This is a genomic window from Streptomyces sp. ID05-39B, from assembly GCF_033794725.1.
Lineage (GTDB): Bacteria > Actinomycetota > Actinomycetes > Streptomycetales > Streptomycetaceae > Streptomyces > Streptomyces bobili.
Window position 1 is genome coordinate 1 of record NZ_JARGEF010000209.1, and the last position, 14567, is coordinate 14567.

At 71.8% G+C, this 14567-nt stretch carries 12 protein-coding genes; 6 read left to right on the forward strand and 6 right to left on the reverse strand.

Annotated features, from left to right (window positions below; translation table 11 throughout):
• Positions 1 to 119: 119 nt before the first annotated feature.
• Positions 120 to 1580, reverse strand: coding sequence for a tetratricopeptide repeat protein (locus tag P1P75_RS31825; protein WP_319262123.1), 1461 nt, complete (start codon positions 1578 to 1580; stop codon positions 120 to 122).
• 266 nt (positions 1581 to 1846) lie between these two features.
• Between P1P75_RS31825 and P1P75_RS31830 the strand changes: the two genes are divergently transcribed.
• Together P1P75_RS31830 and P1P75_RS31835 are read left to right on the forward strand one after the other, a co-directional pair.
• Complete coding sequence (locus tag P1P75_RS31830) at positions 1847 to 2242, forward strand: hypothetical protein (protein ID WP_319262127.1); 396 nt, start codon at positions 1847 to 1849, stop codon at positions 2240 to 2242.
• Between the two features lie 147 nt (positions 2243 to 2389).
• The gene (locus P1P75_RS31835) at positions 2390 to 3259 is read left to right on the forward strand and encodes a fused MFS/spermidine synthase (RefSeq protein ID WP_319262130.1); all 870 of its coding nucleotides are present in this window, start codon (positions 2390 to 2392) and stop codon (positions 3257 to 3259) included.
• A gap of 38 nt (positions 3260 to 3297) precedes the next feature.
• Here the strand turns inward: P1P75_RS31835 and P1P75_RS31840 are convergent, their stop codons facing one another.
• On the reverse strand, positions 3298 to 3810 hold the full coding sequence (locus tag P1P75_RS31840; RefSeq protein ID WP_319262132.1) for a hypothetical protein: 513 nt from the start codon (positions 3808 to 3810) through the stop codon (positions 3298 to 3300).
• A gap of 144 nt (positions 3811 to 3954) precedes the next feature.
• Here P1P75_RS31840 and P1P75_RS31845 point away from each other — a divergent pair, with 144 nt between their 5' ends.
• The 3 genes from P1P75_RS31845 to P1P75_RS31855 all read left to right on the forward strand — a co-directional run bounded on the left by P1P75_RS31845 (position 3955) and on the right by P1P75_RS31855 (position 7606).
• On the forward strand, positions 3955 to 4671 hold the full coding sequence (locus P1P75_RS31845; RefSeq protein WP_319262135.1) for a response regulator transcription factor: 717 nt from the start codon (positions 3955 to 3957) through the stop codon (positions 4669 to 4671).
• Positions 4668 to 6068: a HAMP domain-containing sensor histidine kinase gene (locus P1P75_RS31850; RefSeq protein WP_319262138.1), complete on the forward strand. Its 1401-nt coding sequence runs from the start codon at positions 4668 to 4670 to the stop codon at positions 6066 to 6068. The genes P1P75_RS31845 and P1P75_RS31850 overlap by 4 nt, the downstream gene beginning before the upstream one ends.
• A gap of 110 nt (positions 6069 to 6178) precedes the next feature.
• A complete protein-coding gene (locus P1P75_RS31855) occupies positions 6179 to 7606 on the forward strand; it encodes a cellulose binding domain-containing protein (RefSeq protein WP_319262141.1) in 1428 nt (475 codons plus the stop codon).
• Between the two features lie 112 nt (positions 7607 to 7718).
• Here P1P75_RS31855 and P1P75_RS31860 read toward each other — a convergent pair whose 3' ends face one another.
• From P1P75_RS31860 to P1P75_RS31875, 4 genes are all read right to left on the reverse strand, one after another.
• Positions 7719 to 9155 carry a GH1 family beta-glucosidase gene (locus P1P75_RS31860; RefSeq protein ID WP_319262144.1) on the reverse strand — a complete coding sequence of 479 codons (1437 nt, stop codon included), beginning with the start codon at positions 9153 to 9155 and terminating at the stop codon, positions 7719 to 7721.
• 652 nt (positions 9156 to 9807) lie between these two features.
• On the reverse strand, positions 9808 to 10710 hold the full coding sequence (locus tag P1P75_RS31865; RefSeq protein ID WP_319262154.1) for a carbohydrate ABC transporter permease: 903 nt from the start codon (positions 10708 to 10710) through the stop codon (positions 9808 to 9810).
• Between the two features lie 28 nt (positions 10711 to 10738).
• Positions 10739 to 11743 (reverse strand): sugar ABC transporter permease, encoded by a 1005-nt coding sequence (locus P1P75_RS31870; RefSeq protein WP_319262156.1) that lies wholly within the window; start codon positions 11741 to 11743, stop codon positions 10739 to 10741.
• 5 nt (positions 11744 to 11748) lie between these two features.
• Positions 11749 to 13077 (reverse strand): extracellular solute-binding protein, encoded by a 1329-nt coding sequence (locus P1P75_RS31875; protein ID WP_319262148.1) that lies wholly within the window; start codon positions 13075 to 13077, stop codon positions 11749 to 11751.
• Between the two features lie 337 nt (positions 13078 to 13414).
• Between P1P75_RS31875 and P1P75_RS31880 the strand changes: the two genes are divergently transcribed.
• A complete protein-coding gene (locus P1P75_RS31880; RefSeq protein ID WP_319262151.1) occupies positions 13415 to 14470 on the forward strand; it encodes a LacI family DNA-binding transcriptional regulator in 1056 nt (351 codons plus the stop codon).
• The last annotated feature ends 97 nt before the right edge of the window (positions 14471 to 14567 follow it).

A 14567-nucleotide genomic window follows, 5' to 3' on the forward strand; every position in this document is an offset into this window, starting at 1 on the left:
CCACCCGTTACGACAAGAGGGCCTACGTCTTCCACGGCACCGTCACCACCGCGGCGATCCGACTCTGGCTCCGACAGTGATCCGCCGGACAGAACCTAGCCGGACCGAGCACGGGCTGCTCAGGCCTTGCGCGGGGCCGAGGCGTGCCGTTCCAGGAACTCCGCCACGCCGGAGGCCCGGCGATGGGGGAGCAGCACCCGGGCGGTGCCCGCGAGCATCGTCTGGATCCGCGACGACTGCACCTGGTCCAGCAGATCCAGCACCCGCATCCCGGCCGTCGCCGCCTCGTCGGGCCGTCCCCCGCGCGCGAGGTCGTCCGCCAGCTCGGCGGTGTAGAGCGCGATGTTCCGCGTGAAGTGGGGGTCCTGGAGCTGCGCCGCCCGCCGTGCGTGCCGGGCCGCCCGCGGCCAGTCCCCGAGCGTGGACCAGCACTGCGCCTCCAGGCCCTCCAGCTCGGCCTCGCCGTAGAAGCTCATCCACTCGGGGTCGGTGTCCGAGGGGCCGCGCTCGTACAGGGCGTGGGCGCGCGCGAGTGCCTGCGCGCAGCCGGTGCGGTCGGCGAGTCCGGCCCAGCCGCCCGCCTCGCGCAGCGCGAGCAGCGACATCAGCCGGTCGGAGCCGAGCGGGCGGGCGACCCGCTGTGCGGCCTGGGCCGCCCGGACGGCCTCGCGCGGGCGGCCGGCGTCGCGCGCGAGGAACGCCGTGTTGCAGAAGGCATGTGCTTCCAGTGCGTGGTCGCCGGCCATCCGGGCGGTCGCCAGCGCCTCCGCGTAGTGCGATCGGGCGTCGTCGAACCGGCCCGAGTCGTGTGCCAGCCAGCCCACGGAGATGGCCAGTTCTCCCGCGCCCGAGTGCAGCCGGTCGGCGGTCGCCTGCCGTACCGCTCCGGCGTCCAGCAGCGCGTACGCGGCGCGCAGGGGTGTCGCCGCGCGCCGGTAGAGCCCGTCGGCGCCGTGCCGGTCGTCCAGCAGCCGGATCCGGCGGACCGCTTCTTCCAGGGCGCTCGCCTCGCCCGTCCCGGCGCGCCGCACGGGGGGTCCGGCCGCGGACGCGTCCAGGGCGAGCCCCAGCGGGCTCATGGAGGCGGCGGCCACGGTGGCTCCTCCGCCGGTCATGAATGCGCGACGCAGCACGTCGCTCTCCTCGTCGTTGTGGTGCGTGTCGTACGGGTCCTGCGTGTCATACGGCTCGTACGCCCCGTGTGTCTCACCGGCCTCCGGCGCGTCACTCGTGGAGCGCGCCCGGACCGTGGGGTGGGTGTCCGGCGCGTCCTCGGGTGTGCGCGCCCCCCGTCCGCGGACGGACGAGCGGGGCGCGAACCCCAGATCGGTGAGGGTGCGGCCGGGGAACATGTGCAGGAACACCCGCTCGTACGCGTAGTTGGGGCAGCGGATCTCCCCCGCCTCGACGCGGCCGACATAGCGCGCGTCGCAGCTCACCCGCTCCCCGATCTCACGCGCGGCCCGCCGCACCAGCGCGGCGAACTCGGCCGGCGAGCGCTGTCCGCGCAGCCGCCGGAAGGCGAGATTGGGCCGTGCCGGCCGGTCGGGCCGGGGTGGGGTCACCAGTGACGACGCCATGGCCGGGTCCTCTCGTGCGAACCGTCGAACCATGCCGGAGTCAGTATGAGTTGACCGATATGCGGTGTGGTCGCCCTGGTTCCGGCGGGCATGAACGTACCTTCTGTGGTTGGCCCGCCACGCGGTGTTTGGCTACAAAACCGGATATCTCATCCGCGATCTGCCATGAACTGCCATCCTTTGCGGCGGACTTCCGCGTAGCCGTTGACGTTCTGCCGCGTTGAACCCGGTGCACTTGCACAGTGACCGCGTGAGGGAGGCCGGGAGTGGAGACCAGCCGGAGCGATGATCCCCTCGTGTCGTCGGGGACGGCATGCGATCTGGTGACCGTGCCGACCCGGCAGGGGCTGGAGGCGGTCGACATCCTGCGCCGCGGAGCCGGCGAGGCCGTCGGGCCGGTACTCCACGACGACGGACACGACACCCTCGCCTTCCTTGTCCCGCCGGGCACGGCCGCCGCCTGGGACGTCCCGGGCAGCACCTGTACGGAGACCGGCGGCGGTGTCCTTCGCGAGGTCGGCCTCGCCCCCGGGTCGCCCGTCGAGGGCTCGGACTGGCTCCTCCCGCCCGGCGAGGCCGACCTCGCCACGGACCCGGCCGTGCTCCAGCGGGCGTTGGGCGAAGCGGCACGGCTCATCGAGGCGGCGGACAGCTGTCGGTAGTGGCGGCATGGTTCGTCGAGGCGGCGGACAGCTGTCGGTAGTGGCGGCACGGTTCGTCGAGGCGGCCGGCGGTCGTCGGCGTACGGTGCCGCCGACGGGCGGGGAGGCCGGTAAGCGGCACCGCTCGCCGCCTGCGAAAATGCCCTCATGGCACGGTCCAGGAACTCCCGGCGCGAACGCGACAGCGACGCGACCGTCAGCGAGGCCGTCGACGGCGGGCTCGCCCAGCTCCTCCCGGACCGCGACCGGGCACGGGCCTGGACGCTGCTCATCGACGGGGCGCCCCAGTCGCACGTGGACCTCGACGACCCCGGCCACCTCGCCTTCGAGTACCAGCGCCGGCTCGGCCATGTCATCGACCTCGCCGCCCCGGCCGGCCGGCCGCTGCACGTCCTGCACCTCGGCGGCGGCGCCTTCACCCTCGCCCGGTACGTCGCCGCCACCCGCCCCCGCTCCACCCAGCAGATCGTCGAACGCGACGCGAGCCTCGTCCGACTGGTCCGCCGCGAGCTGCCCCTGGACCCCGGCGCCCGCATCCGGGTGCGGTCCACCGACGCGCGCGAAGGGCTGGGCAAGGTGCCGGACGGATGGGCCGACCTCGTCATCGCCGATGTGTTCAGCGGGGCCCGCACCCCCGCGCACCTGACCTCCACCGAGTTCCTCGACGAGGTCCGCAGGGCCCTCAAGCCCGGCGGCCGCTACGCCGCCAACCTCGCCGACGGCCCGCCGCTCGCGCATCTGCGCGGCCAGATAGCCACCGCAGCCGCCCGCTTCCCCGAACTCGCCCTGGTCGCCGACCCCACCGTGCTGCGCGGCAAGCGGTTCGGCAACGCCGTCCTGGTCGCCTCCGACCTGCCCCTGCCGACCGCCGAACTGACCCGCAGGGCGGCCTCCGACCCGCACCCCGGCCGCGTCGAGCACGGCAAGGACCTCACCGACTTCACCGGCGGGGCCGCGGTGGTCGTCGACGCCTCGGCGGTGGCATCACCGGCCCCGCCGCCGTCGGTCTTCCGCTAGGAACTCCCACCGAGACCCTTCGCTCGGATCCGGCCGGGTCAGTAGGTGCCGACCTCCACCCGCGGCGGTCCGTCGTGCCAGGTGCAGAACACCGACACGCGGTCCGCGCCCGAGGCGAACTCCACCCGGATCCACGACTCCGTCTTCCACACCTGCATCGACCAGCCCGCGCCCGGCGTGGCCGAGACCAGAGACGCCGAGGTCTTCCCCAGGTCGAACACCACCCGCCCGCCGTCGGTGTGGTAGCTCCTGACCTGACCGGACGGGCCGCCGGCAGCCGCCGGGCTGGGGATGGTGCGGGATGCGGAGGGCGAGGAGGACTGCGGGGACGGCGTCGGCGCCGGCGTCCGTGTCGGCGCCGGGCGGCTGGTGGCCGAGGCCGTCGGTGGCTCCGACCGCTGCGCCTTGGCGTCGCCCGCCGTCAGCGGCAGGGCACGCGGCGGGTCGTACGCCGTGCCCGCCATGACCGTGTGGACACCCCACCACGACAGCGTGACCGCCGCGCCCGTGGCGAGCGTCCAGGCCAGTACGTGTACGAGTCCTCTGCGCATCGCGGGCCATCCTGCCTCACCCGCCGCACCGGTGTCGCACGGCTGTGCCACCGATGTGCCACCGATGTGCCACCGGTTGTCCACAGACGCGGAGTTGTCCACAGGCCCGGATCGGCCTCGGCCGCATGGCGTAGGTTGCCGCGCATGGCAAGTGTTCTCGTGGTCGAGGACGACCAGTTCGTCCGCTCGGCGCTCATCCGGCACCTCACCGACGCCTCGCACACCGTGCGCAGTGTCGGTACGGCACTGGAGGCGCTGCGCGAGGTCGCCCATTTCCGCTTCGACGTGGTCGTCCTCGACCTCGGACTGCCGGACCTGGACGGCTCCGAGGCCCTGAAGATGCTCCGCGGCATCACCGACGTACCCGTCATCATCGCCACCGCCCGCGACGACGAGACGGAGATCGTCCGACTGCTCAACGCGGGCGCGGACGACTATCTGACGAAGCCGTTCTCGGTGGAGCACCTCTCCGCGCGCATGGCGGCCGTCCTGCGCCGCTCCCGCTCCGGCGCCGGTGAGGCACCGCCGTCCAGCGTGCTGCGCGTCGGCGGCCTGACCGTCGACCCGCTGCGCCGCCAGGCCGAACTGGACGGCGCCCGCCTCGACCTCACCCGCCGCGAGTTCGACCTGCTCGCCTTCCTCGCCGGCCGCCCCGGCGTCGTCGTCCCGCGCCGCGAACTGCTCGCCGAGGTCTGGCAGCAGTCCTACGGCGACGATCAGACCATCGACGTCCATCTGTCCTGGCTGCGCCGCAAACTGGGCGAGACGGCGGCCCGTCCCCGCTATCTGCACACCCTGCGCGGCGTCGGCGTGAAGCTGGAGCCGCCCGTCGCGCCGCCTGCCGGGGAGCCGCCGCGATGAGGTGGGCCCTGGTCAAGGTGTGCCTGGCGGTCACCACGATGGTCGTGGTCGCCTTCGCCGTGCCACTCGGCCTGGTCATCAAGGAGATGGCCCGCGACCGCGCCTTCTCCAACGCCGAGCGGGAGGCCGCCGTCGTGGTTCCCGCGCTGTCCATCACCACCGACCGCGACCAGCTGGAGCGGGTCGTCGCCGCCGCCGGCTCCGACGACGGCATGGCCGTGCACCTCCCGGCCAACGGCGGCCGGCCCGCCCTCGACCTCGGCAGGCAGCGCGCCACCGCCGCCGACATCGCGGCCGTCCGCGAGCTGGGCCGCGCCTCCACCGCCGAGGTCCCCGGCGGCTCCGCGCTGCTCCAGCCCGTCGCGCTCAGCCTCGGCACCGCCATCGTCGAGGTGTACGTCCCCGAATCCGAGGTCAGCAACGGGGTGGGGACGGCCTGGGCGGTGCTTGCCGCGGTCGGCGCCGCACTGGTCGTCGGCTCGGTGGCCGTCGCCGACCGGCTGGGCGTGCGCATGGTCCAGCCCGCCCGCCGGCTCGTCGAGGGAGCGCACGAACTGGGGGAGGGAAAGCTGGGCTCACGCGTACCCGAGGAAGGGCCGAGCGAACTGCGGCTGGCGGCGGTCGCCTTCAACGCGATGGCCGACCAGGTCGTCCAACTCCTGGCGAACGAACGGGAGCTGGCCGCCGACCTCTCCCACCGGCTGCGCACCCCCCTGACCGTGCTGCGGCTCAACGCGGCCTCGCTCGGGGACTCCCCGGCCGCGGAGCAGACCCGCGCCGCGGTCGCCCAGTTGGAGGGAGAGGTCGACACCATCATCCGTACCGCTCGCGAGGCCAAGCCGCAGACCGCGGCCGCCGGACCGGGCGCGGGATGCGACGCCGCCGAGGTGCTCCGGGAGCGGATGGCGTTCTGGTCGGCGCTCGCCGAGGACGAGGGCCGCAAGGTCCGGGTGGCCGGCGCCGACCGGCCCGTGCGCATACCCGTGGTCCGTGCCGACCTCGTCGCCGCCCTGGACGCCCTGCTCGGCAACGTCTTCCGGCACACCCCCGAGGGCACCGCCTTCGCGGTCGACCTGCACAACGGCGAGGACGCCGTGATCGTCCTCGTCTCGGACGCGGGCCCCGGCATACCCGACCCCCAGGCGGCGATGGCCCGCGGCAGGGGTTCAGGGAGCGCCGGGTCGACCGGGCTCGGGCTGGACATCGTGCGCCGGCTCGCGGAGTCGACGGGCGGCGACGTACGCATCGGCTCGTCCGTGCTGGGCGGCACCGAGGTACGGATCTGGATCCAGCTCGACGGGCGGGAGCCGGAGCGCAAGGGACACCGGGGCTCGGTGCGAAGACGCCGGCAGGGCAGACGAGCCGGCACCTTTAACCGGTCCCGATCCCTTCCTTAAGCGCGCCCTAAGGTCCCCAACCTCCGTCCCTATCAGGCAATTTGCCCGATTCGAGGGCGCTAGCGTGCTGCCGCACCCCACCCCCGTGAGCAGTGAAGGCAGGGCACGTGATGAGCACGCACCGGCGCACCGTCAGAACCAGGACCACGCTGATAGGGGGCGTGGTCGCCGCGGCTGCCGTGGGCGGAGGCGCCGTGTTCCTCGCCGGCACCGCGCAGGCGGCGGGGATCGGAGCCGCGTACACCAGGACCAGTGACTGGTCGACCGGGTACACGGCGCAGTACGTCGTCACGAACAACAGCGGCGGCGCGAAGACCGACTGGACGCTGGAGTTCGACCTGCCGGCCGGGTCGAAGCTCAGCTCCCTGTGGAACGCCGAGTCGAGCGTCAGCGGACAGCACATCACGGTGAGGCCGCCCGCGTGGGACAAGGACGGCCTGGCCGCCGGCGAGTCCGTCACCGTCGGCTTCGTCGTCAACGGCACGGCCAACCCGGCCGGTTGTCTCATCGACGGTGCCACCTGCTCGGCGGACGGCGGCGCGACCCCCGAACCGAGCGGCCGGCCGACCGGGACCGCGACGCCCACCCCGACCCCGACGGCCACCGCCTCTCCCTCACCGTCCGGGACCCCGGGCTCCGGCACCCCCGTCTCCGCCGCCTTCGCCCCCTACGTCGACACCTCCCTCTACCCCGCGTTCGACCTCCTCGCCGCCGCCACGGCGACCGGGGTGAAGGACTACAACCTCGCCTTCGTCACCGACGGCGGCGGCTGCACACCCAAGTGGGGCGGCGTCACCGACCTCGCGAGCGACGGCGTGGCCGCCCAGATCGGTGCCCTGCGCGCCCGGGGCGGCGACGTCCGCGTCTCCTTCGGCGGCGCGGCCGGCTCCGAACTCGGCACCACCTGCGCCTCGGCCGACGCGCTGGCCGCCGCCTACGGCAAGGTCGTGGACGCCTACCGGCTCACCAAGGTCGACTTCGACGTCGAGGGCGGCGCACTGCCGAACACGGCCGCCAACACCCGCCGCGCCCAGGCCATCGCCACGCTCCAGCGGCAGCACCCCGGCCTGGACGTCTCCTTCACCCTCCCCGTCATGCCCGAGGGCCTCACCCAGGACGGCGTGAGCCTGCTCGCCGACGCCAAGGCCAACGGCGTGCGGATCACATCCGTCAACATCATGGCGATGGACTACGGCCCCGCCTACAGCGGCGACATGGGCACCTACGCCGAGCAGGCGGCCACCGCCACGCAGGCCCAGGTCAAGAGCGTGCTGGGGCTCTCCGACAGCGCCGCCTGGAAGACCGTCTCCGTCACCCCGATGATCGGCGTGAACGACGTCGTCTCCGAGATCTTCACGGTCGAGGACGCCACCCAGCTGGCCGCCTTCGCCGAGGCCAGGGGCCTCGGCTGGCTCTCCATGTGGTCCGCGACCCGCGACAAGCAGTGCCCGTCCCCCAAGAACACCGCCGACGCGATGTGCAGCTCGGTCACCCAGGCCCCGAACGCCTTCACCAAGGCGTTCGCCGCCGGCCGCTGACCACCGGCTCCCCCCACGGGCGGGGCGCGGCACGCCCCCACGGCGTGCCGCGCCCCTTCCCCTTTTCCCCGTTCCCCCGTTCTCCCGGGATCCCCATCCCGGGGGTCTTCGGTCAGGCGGTCTCGAGCGCCGGGAGGGTTCCGGTGCGAGCCGCCTGGCTGTACCAGAGGGCGCTCGACTTCGGGGTGCGGGCCAGGGTCGCGTAGTCCACGTACACCGCGCCGAACCGCTTCTCGTAGCCGTACGCCCACTCGAAGTTGTCCATCAGCGACCACAGGTAGTAGCCGCGGACGTCCGCGCCCTCCGCGATGGCACGGCGGACGGCCCGGAGGTGACCGTGCAGGTAGGCGATCCGCTCCGGGTCGTGGACGCGGCCGTCGGAGTCGGGCTTGTCGTCGTAGGCCGCGCCGTTCTCCGTGATGTACAGCGGCAGGCCCGGGGCCTCCTTCGTGTACCGCATGATCAGGTCGTGCAGACCCGTCGGGTCGATCGTCCAGCCCATCTCGGTGCGCTCGCCCGGCGTCTGGTGGAAGGCGACGTCCTCCGCGGCCGGCCAGGGGGAGTGGGCGCTGGCGCCGTGGCCGTCCGCCCGCGGCGCGGACGGGTCGGCGTCCGCCGCCGAGACGAGCGTGGGCGTGTAGTAGTTCAGGCCCAGCGCGTCCAACGGCTGGTGGATGGCGCGCAGATCGCCGTCGAGGACGTACGACCAGTCGGTGACCTTCGAGGTGGCGGTGAGGAGCGTCTCGGGGTAGGCGCCGCGCAGGATCGGGCCGTGGAAGACGCCGTTCGCCAGGTCGTCGATCTTGCGGACCGCCGCGAGGTCTCCCGGCGTCTGCGAAAGGGGCCTGACCACGGAGGAGTTGAGGCTGATCGCCACCGAGTTGCGGGTGGGCATCACCGACCTCAGGGCCGTGGTGCCCAGGCCGTGCGCCAGGTTGAGGTGGTGCGCGGCCTTCAGCGAGGCCGCCGGGTCGGTGCGGCCGGGGGCGTGGACTCCGGAGCCGTACCCCAGGAAGGCGCTGCACCACGGCTCGTTGAGCGTGATCCACTGTTCCACACGGTCGCCCAGGGCCTCGCCGACGATCTGCGCGTACTCGGCGAACCGGTACGCGGTGTCGCGCTCGGGCCAGCCGCCCGCGTCCTCCAGCTCCTGCGGGAGGTCCCAGTGGTAGAGGGTGACGGCCGGCTTGATGCCCTTCGCGAGCAGCTCGTCGACCAGCTTGCGGTAGAAGTCCAGGCCCACCTGGACCGCCGGGCCGCGGCCGGTCGGCTGGACCCGCGACCAGGAGACGGAGAAGCGGTACGCGGTCAGGCCCAGCTCGGCCATCAGCGCGACGTCGTCGCGGTAGCGGTGGTAGTGGTCGACAGCGATGTCACCCGTCTCACCACCGGCGGTCTTGCCGGGCGTATGGCTGAAGGTGTCCCAGATGGAGGGGGTACGGCCGTCCTCCCGCACCGCCCCCTCGATCTGGTACGCGGATGTCGCCGCGCCCCAGAGGAAGGCGGGAGGAAAGGCGACCGGGTTGGCCGACTGTGCGGACTCAGGCATGGAAGCGCTCCCATGAGTGGTCGTCGAGGTCGTCGAGACCGACGAAGGATGGGGGGAAGAAGTACGGAGGGGCCGGGGCGGCGGTGACCCGGCCCCCGTCGGACGCGGCATCGGCGGAGGTGTCACCCCCGCACGGACGCTGGGGCGGACGAGGTTGTCACCCCCGCACGGACACGGGGCCGGACGGGGTTGTCAGCCCCGCACGGACACGGGGCCTGGCGGGTGGATGCCCCGCGGATCCTGGACCCGCGGATTCTCGGCCCCGCACGAAGGTTGTTCCAGGCGGGGTTGTCGGTCCCGGCGGAGGTCATGACGGGCGAGGTGCCGACCCCTGCGGCCGCGTCGGCCGACGGGGTCGCCGGTCCCACGAGGACGTCGGGCCGCCGGTACCACGGGGACGCCGGGACCGGAGGTGACCGGTCCCGCACCGACCCGCGACCGGCGGGACGAGCGGCAGGTCCTGCGACCCTCTGGGCGCCGGACCCGCGCGGGGACGGTGACCGGCGGGGTGCCGGGCCCGCGTGGACGGCGGGACGGCGGGTTGATCAGTCCCGTAAGGGTCTCCGACCGGGCGAGGGCGCCGGCCCCCGGCCGGGCGCGGGGGACCGCGCATGGCCGACGCCCCGGCCCGCCGCCTGCGCCGAGTCCTTCATCAGCCCTTCACCGCGCCCTGCATGATGCCGCCCACGATCTGCTTGCCGAAGATCGCGAAGACCAGCAGCAGCGGCAGTGTGCCCAGCAGGGCGCCCGCCATGATCAGGGACTGGTCGGGCGTGTACCCGCGGCCGAGGCCCGCGACCGCGACCTGCACAGTCGGGTTGCCGGTCTGGCTGAGCACCAGGAACGGCCACAGGAAGTCGTTCCAGGTCTGCACGAACATCAGCATGCCGAGCACCGCCATCGCGGGGCGCGCCGCGGGGAACACCACGTGCCACACCACGCGCCAGCTGCTCGCGCCGTCCACCCGGGCCGCCTCGATGATCTCGTCCGGCAGCGCCTGGATCAGGTACTGCCGCATGAAGAACACACCGAACGCGCTGACCAGCGACGGCAGGATCACTGCCTGGAGCTGGTCGGTCCACTCCAGCTTGGCGACCATCATGTAGAGCGGGATGACGCTGAGCTGCGGCGGCACCATCATCGTGCCGATCACGATCAGCATCATCGCGCCCCGGCCCCGGAACTTCAGCTTGGCGAAGGCGAACCCGGCGATCGTGGACAGGAACACGACGGTCACCGCCGAGGTGCCCGCGACGATCGTGGTGTTGAAGAAGGCCTCGCCGAGGTTGGCGTCGTTCCAGGCGATGTCCAGGTTGTCCAGAAGATTCCCGCCGAACCAGAACGGCGGTGGGGTCTGCGCCAGCCGGTTGTTGTCGCGGGAGGCGGCGATCGCCGTCCACACCAGCGGGAACAGTGAGCCGATGGTGAACAGGGCCAGGATCACGTAGGCGATCGGCCCCGCGTGCATCTGCCCGCCGGCCCGCGCCGATTTGGGCCGCCGTACACGGCCGGGCTTCTTCACGGTCGTATCCGGCGGAGATGAGGGCGGTGTCATGGAAGTCGTCGTCGTCACGGCCGTACTCCTAACTACTGGCGCGCAGCCGGCGCGAGATGACGTAGTTGACGATGCCGACCACGATCAGGATCAGGAACATGGTCCAGGCGATCGCGGAGGCACGGCCCAGGTGCTGGTTGACCCAGCCCTGCTCGTACAGGTAGAGGCCCAGGGTCTGGAACTGGTGCTCGGACCCGCCCGACGCCCCCTTGTTGGCGTCGAACAGCAGCGGCTCGCCGAACACCTGGGTCGCGCCGATCGTCGAGACGACGACGGTGAACAGGATGGTCGGGCGCAGCGACGGAAGCGTCACGTGGATGAACTGCTTCCAGCGGCTCGCGCCGTCCAGCGCGGCGGACTCGTACAGGTCCTGCGGGATCGCCTGCATCGCCGCCAGGTAGATCAGCGCGTTGTAGCCGGTCCAGCGCCAGATGACGATGGTGGACACCGCGAACTGCGAGGGCCACTTGTCGCTCTGCCAGTCCACCGGATCGATCCCGACGAAGTCCAGCGCCCAGTTGATCATGCCGTAGTCGCGCCCGAAGAGCAGCACGAAGACGAGCGAGGCGGCCGCGATGGACGTGGCGTACGGGGCGAGCATCATGACCCGGTAGAAGGTCGAGCCGCGCAGCTTGTAGTTGAGGATATGGGCGAGGCCCATCGCCATCAGCAGCTGCGGCACCGTCGAGATGATGCCGATCGTCAGCGTGTTCTTCGCCGCGTTCCAGAAGAAGTCGTCGTCGAAGATCCGCGTGTAGTTGCGCAGCCCCACCCACTCCATGTCGGTGGGCGCGGTCATCTCCACCTGGTGCAGCGAGGCCCAGCCGGTGTAGATCAGCGGGAACAGGCCGAACGCCAGGAACAGCAGGAAGAAGGGTGAGACGAAGGCGTACGGGCTCCAGCGCATGTCCCGCTGCCAGCGGCGGGAGAGCCGGGCCCGACGCCGCTGCGCCCCCGTGGGGTCGGCGGGCGGTCGGCCCGGGGCCGCGCCCCCCTCCTTGGTGGGGGGCGCGGCGGTGTCGTGGGTGGCCATACGGGTCACTTGTCCAGGTTGTTGTCGATGGTCTTGGTCGCCGTGTTCCAGGCCTCCTCCGGCGACTTGCCCTTCGTCACCAGGATCACGCCGTTGTCGGTCAGACCCTGCTGGATGATCTGGTCCTTGGCGCCGATCACCTGGACCGGGGCGGCCTTGGCGGCCTCGGCGAAGATGGTGCCGATGTTGAGGTCACCGGTCATCTCGTTCTTGGCGCCGGTCACCTCGGGCATGGTGTACGCGCTCGGCGTGCTCGGGAAGGAGCCCTGCACCTTGAACAGCTTGGCCTGCTGCTCGGGCGCGGTCAGCCAGGCGACCAGCTTCTCGGCTTCCTTCACGTTCTTGCCGCTGGAGGGCACGGCGAGGAAGGAGCCGCCCCAGTTGCCGGACTTCGGGGCGACCGCGACGGCCCACTTGCCGAGGGAGTCGGGCTTCGACTTGCCCTTGAGGGTGCCGAGCATCCACGGCGGGCAGGCGATCGTCGCGAACTTGCTGTTCGCGATCGTGGTGTCCCAGGCCGGCTGGAACTGCGTCTGCGCCTGCACGAGGCCCTGCTCGGCGGCCTTCGCGGTCAGGTCGAAAGCTGCCTTGACGGCCGGGTTCGACTTGTAGATGACCTCGCCGGAGGAGTCGTAGAACTTCTCCTTCTCACTGCTGAGGACGGCGTTGAGCAGGCCGCCGGGGGAGTCCATGAAGAAGGTGCCCTTGGGGGCCTTCTTCTTGTACTGCTCACCGACGGTGATGAACTTGTTCCAGTCACCCGCCCACAGCTTGCCCACCTCCGCCGGGTCGGTCGGCAGACCGGCCTGCTGGAAGAGGTCGGTGCGGTAGCACAGGGCCATGGGGCCGACGTCGGTGCCGAGGGCGACGGTCTTGCTGTCCTTCGTCGTGGCCTGGGACCACTTCCAGTCCAGCCAGTTGCTCTTGTTCACGCCCGAGACCTTGGACATGTCCTGGAGCTTCGCACCCTGGGTGGCGACGACCTCGGCGATGTTGGCGACCTCGACGGCCTGGACGTCCTGCAGACCGCTGTTGGTGGTGAGGTGGTTGACGAGCGCGGGGTAGTAGTTCTCGTTGCGCTCGATCACGTTCTCGGCGATCTTGATGTTCGGGTTCAGCTTCTCGTACTCGGTGTACAGACCGGCTTCCTTGAAGCCCATCGTGCCGAAAAGCCCCATGGTGATAGTGGTCTTGCCCTTGCCACTGCCCGACGACGAACCGTCGGACGCCTTGTCACCGCCGTCGTCGGCACAGCCGGCCAGCAGTCCGGCGCCCATGGTGGCGACGGTCGCCAGGACTACCACCCGACGGGAGCTTCGGGTACGTGCTCGCATTACGTCCTCCTGTTGCCCTGACGTGCCGACCCCCCGGCCAACTGCGTTGTTGGGCCCGTTAGTTTCCAGCTGCGGCTCGGGCGGGGAACGTGCGGGTTGTGTATGTGTCAGGTACCGTGGGAGCGCTCCCACAGGTGATGTGTTGAAGGGTCGTCGGTTCGGGCGAGGGTGTCAAGGGCGGGGGCGCGCAGAGAAGCGTTCAGTTATCCGCCTGTTAGCTAACTCGTCGCCACGGTGCTTTTCGGCCGGGCGCGGCCACCCCGCGGGCGGTGGGGCGAACGGCCAGGACTGTTAGATTCCAGGCCAGTATGACGATGACGGCGGGAAGGCGGAGCCCATGGCAAGCCACGGTGCGCGGGGACGGAGCGGTGGCCGGCCGACCCTCGAAGAGGTGGCGGCACGCGCCGGGGTGGGCAGGGGCACGGTCTCCCGTGTGATCAACGGTTCGCCCCGGGTCAGCGACACCACCCGCGCCGCCGTCGAGGCCGCGGTCGCCGAGCTGGGCTACGTCCCCAACACCGCCGCCCGCGCCCTCGCCGCCAACCGCACGAACGCGATCGCCCTCGTGGTGCCCGAGCCGGAGACCCGCTTCTTCGCCGAACCGTACTTCTCCGACATCCTGCGCGGAGTGGGCGCGGAACTCGCCGACACGGAGATGCAGCTCCTGCTGATCTTCGCGGGCAGCGACCGGGAGCGGCAGCGTCTCGCCCAGTACCTGGCCGCCCACCGCGTGGACGGCGTCCTCCTGGTCTCCGTGCACGCGGACGACCCGCTGCCCGACCTCATCGCCCAGCTGGAGATCCCGGCCGTGATCAGCGGCCCCCGCTCCGCCGCCGAGACCCTTCCGTCCGTGGACTCCGACAACTACGGCGGCGCCCGCTCGGCCGTCGAGCACCTGCTGGCCCGCGGCTGCCGGCACATCGCCCACATCACCGGCCGCCTCGACGTGTACGGCGCCCAGCGGCGCGTCGACGGCTACCGCGACGCCCTGCTCGCCGCGGGCCACGAGGTGGACGAACTCCTGATCGTGCAGGGTGACTTCACCGAGGAGGGCGGCCAGCGGGCGATGCGTGACCTGCTGGCCCGCAGCTCCGTTCTCGACGCGGTGTTCGCGGGCTCCGACGTCATGGCGGCCGGCGCCCGCCAGACCCTGCGCGAGGCGGGCCGCCGTATCCCGGACGACGTGGCCCTGGTCGGTTACGACGACTCGGCCATAGCCCGGCACATGGACCCGCCGCTGACCAGCGTGCGCCAGCCCATCGAGGAGATGGGGCGCCGCATGCTCGACCTGCTCCTCACGGAGATCGCGGACAGCCGCCCGGCGGCGTCCCGGGGCCTGGAACGACGCCAGGTGGTCCTGGCCACGGAACTGATGGCCCGGGCGTCGGCTTAAAGAGCGTTTTGTCCTGGCCAGGGCGTTTGATAACTGGCGCGATGTTGCCGCTTTGGTCGGCCCGTGCCGGCGTGTGAGGATCCGCCCGTGGAGTGTG

What these genes read in the sequence shown, in the direction of transcription:
- P1P75_RS31825 (WP_319262123.1), bottom strand. Translation starts at nt 1,580, where the DNA reads ATGGCGTCGTCACTGGTGACCCCACCCCGGCCCGACCGGCCGGCACGG.
- P1P75_RS31835 (WP_319262130.1), top strand. Translation starts at nt 2,390, where the DNA reads ATGGCACGGTCCAGGAACTCCCGGCGCGAACGCGACAGCGACGCGACC.
- P1P75_RS31840 (WP_319262132.1), bottom strand. Translation starts at nt 3,810, where the DNA reads ATGCGCAGAGGACTCGTACACGTACTGGCCTGGACGCTCGCCACGGGC.
- P1P75_RS31845 (WP_319262135.1), top strand. Translation starts at nt 3,955, where the DNA reads ATGGCAAGTGTTCTCGTGGTCGAGGACGACCAGTTCGTCCGCTCGGCG.
- P1P75_RS31850 (WP_319262138.1), top strand. Translation starts at nt 4,668, where the DNA reads ATGAGGTGGGCCCTGGTCAAGGTGTGCCTGGCGGTCACCACGATGGTC.
- P1P75_RS31855 (WP_319262141.1), top strand. Translation starts at nt 6,179, where the DNA reads ATGAGCACGCACCGGCGCACCGTCAGAACCAGGACCACGCTGATAGGG.
- P1P75_RS31860 (WP_319262144.1), bottom strand. Translation starts at nt 9,155, where the DNA reads ATGCCTGAGTCCGCACAGTCGGCCAACCCGGTCGCCTTTCCTCCCGCC.
- P1P75_RS31865 (WP_319262154.1), bottom strand. Translation starts at nt 10,710, where the DNA reads ATGACACCGCCCTCATCTCCGCCGGATACGACCGTGAAGAAGCCCGGC.
- P1P75_RS31870 (WP_319262156.1), bottom strand. Translation starts at nt 11,743, where the DNA reads ATGGCCACCCACGACACCGCCGCGCCCCCCACCAAGGAGGGGGGCGCG.
- P1P75_RS31875 (WP_319262148.1), bottom strand. Translation starts at nt 13,077, where the DNA reads ATGCGAGCACGTACCCGAAGCTCCCGTCGGGTGGTAGTCCTGGCGACC.
- P1P75_RS31880 (WP_319262151.1), top strand. Translation starts at nt 13,415, where the DNA reads ATGGCAAGCCACGGTGCGCGGGGACGGAGCGGTGGCCGGCCGACCCTC.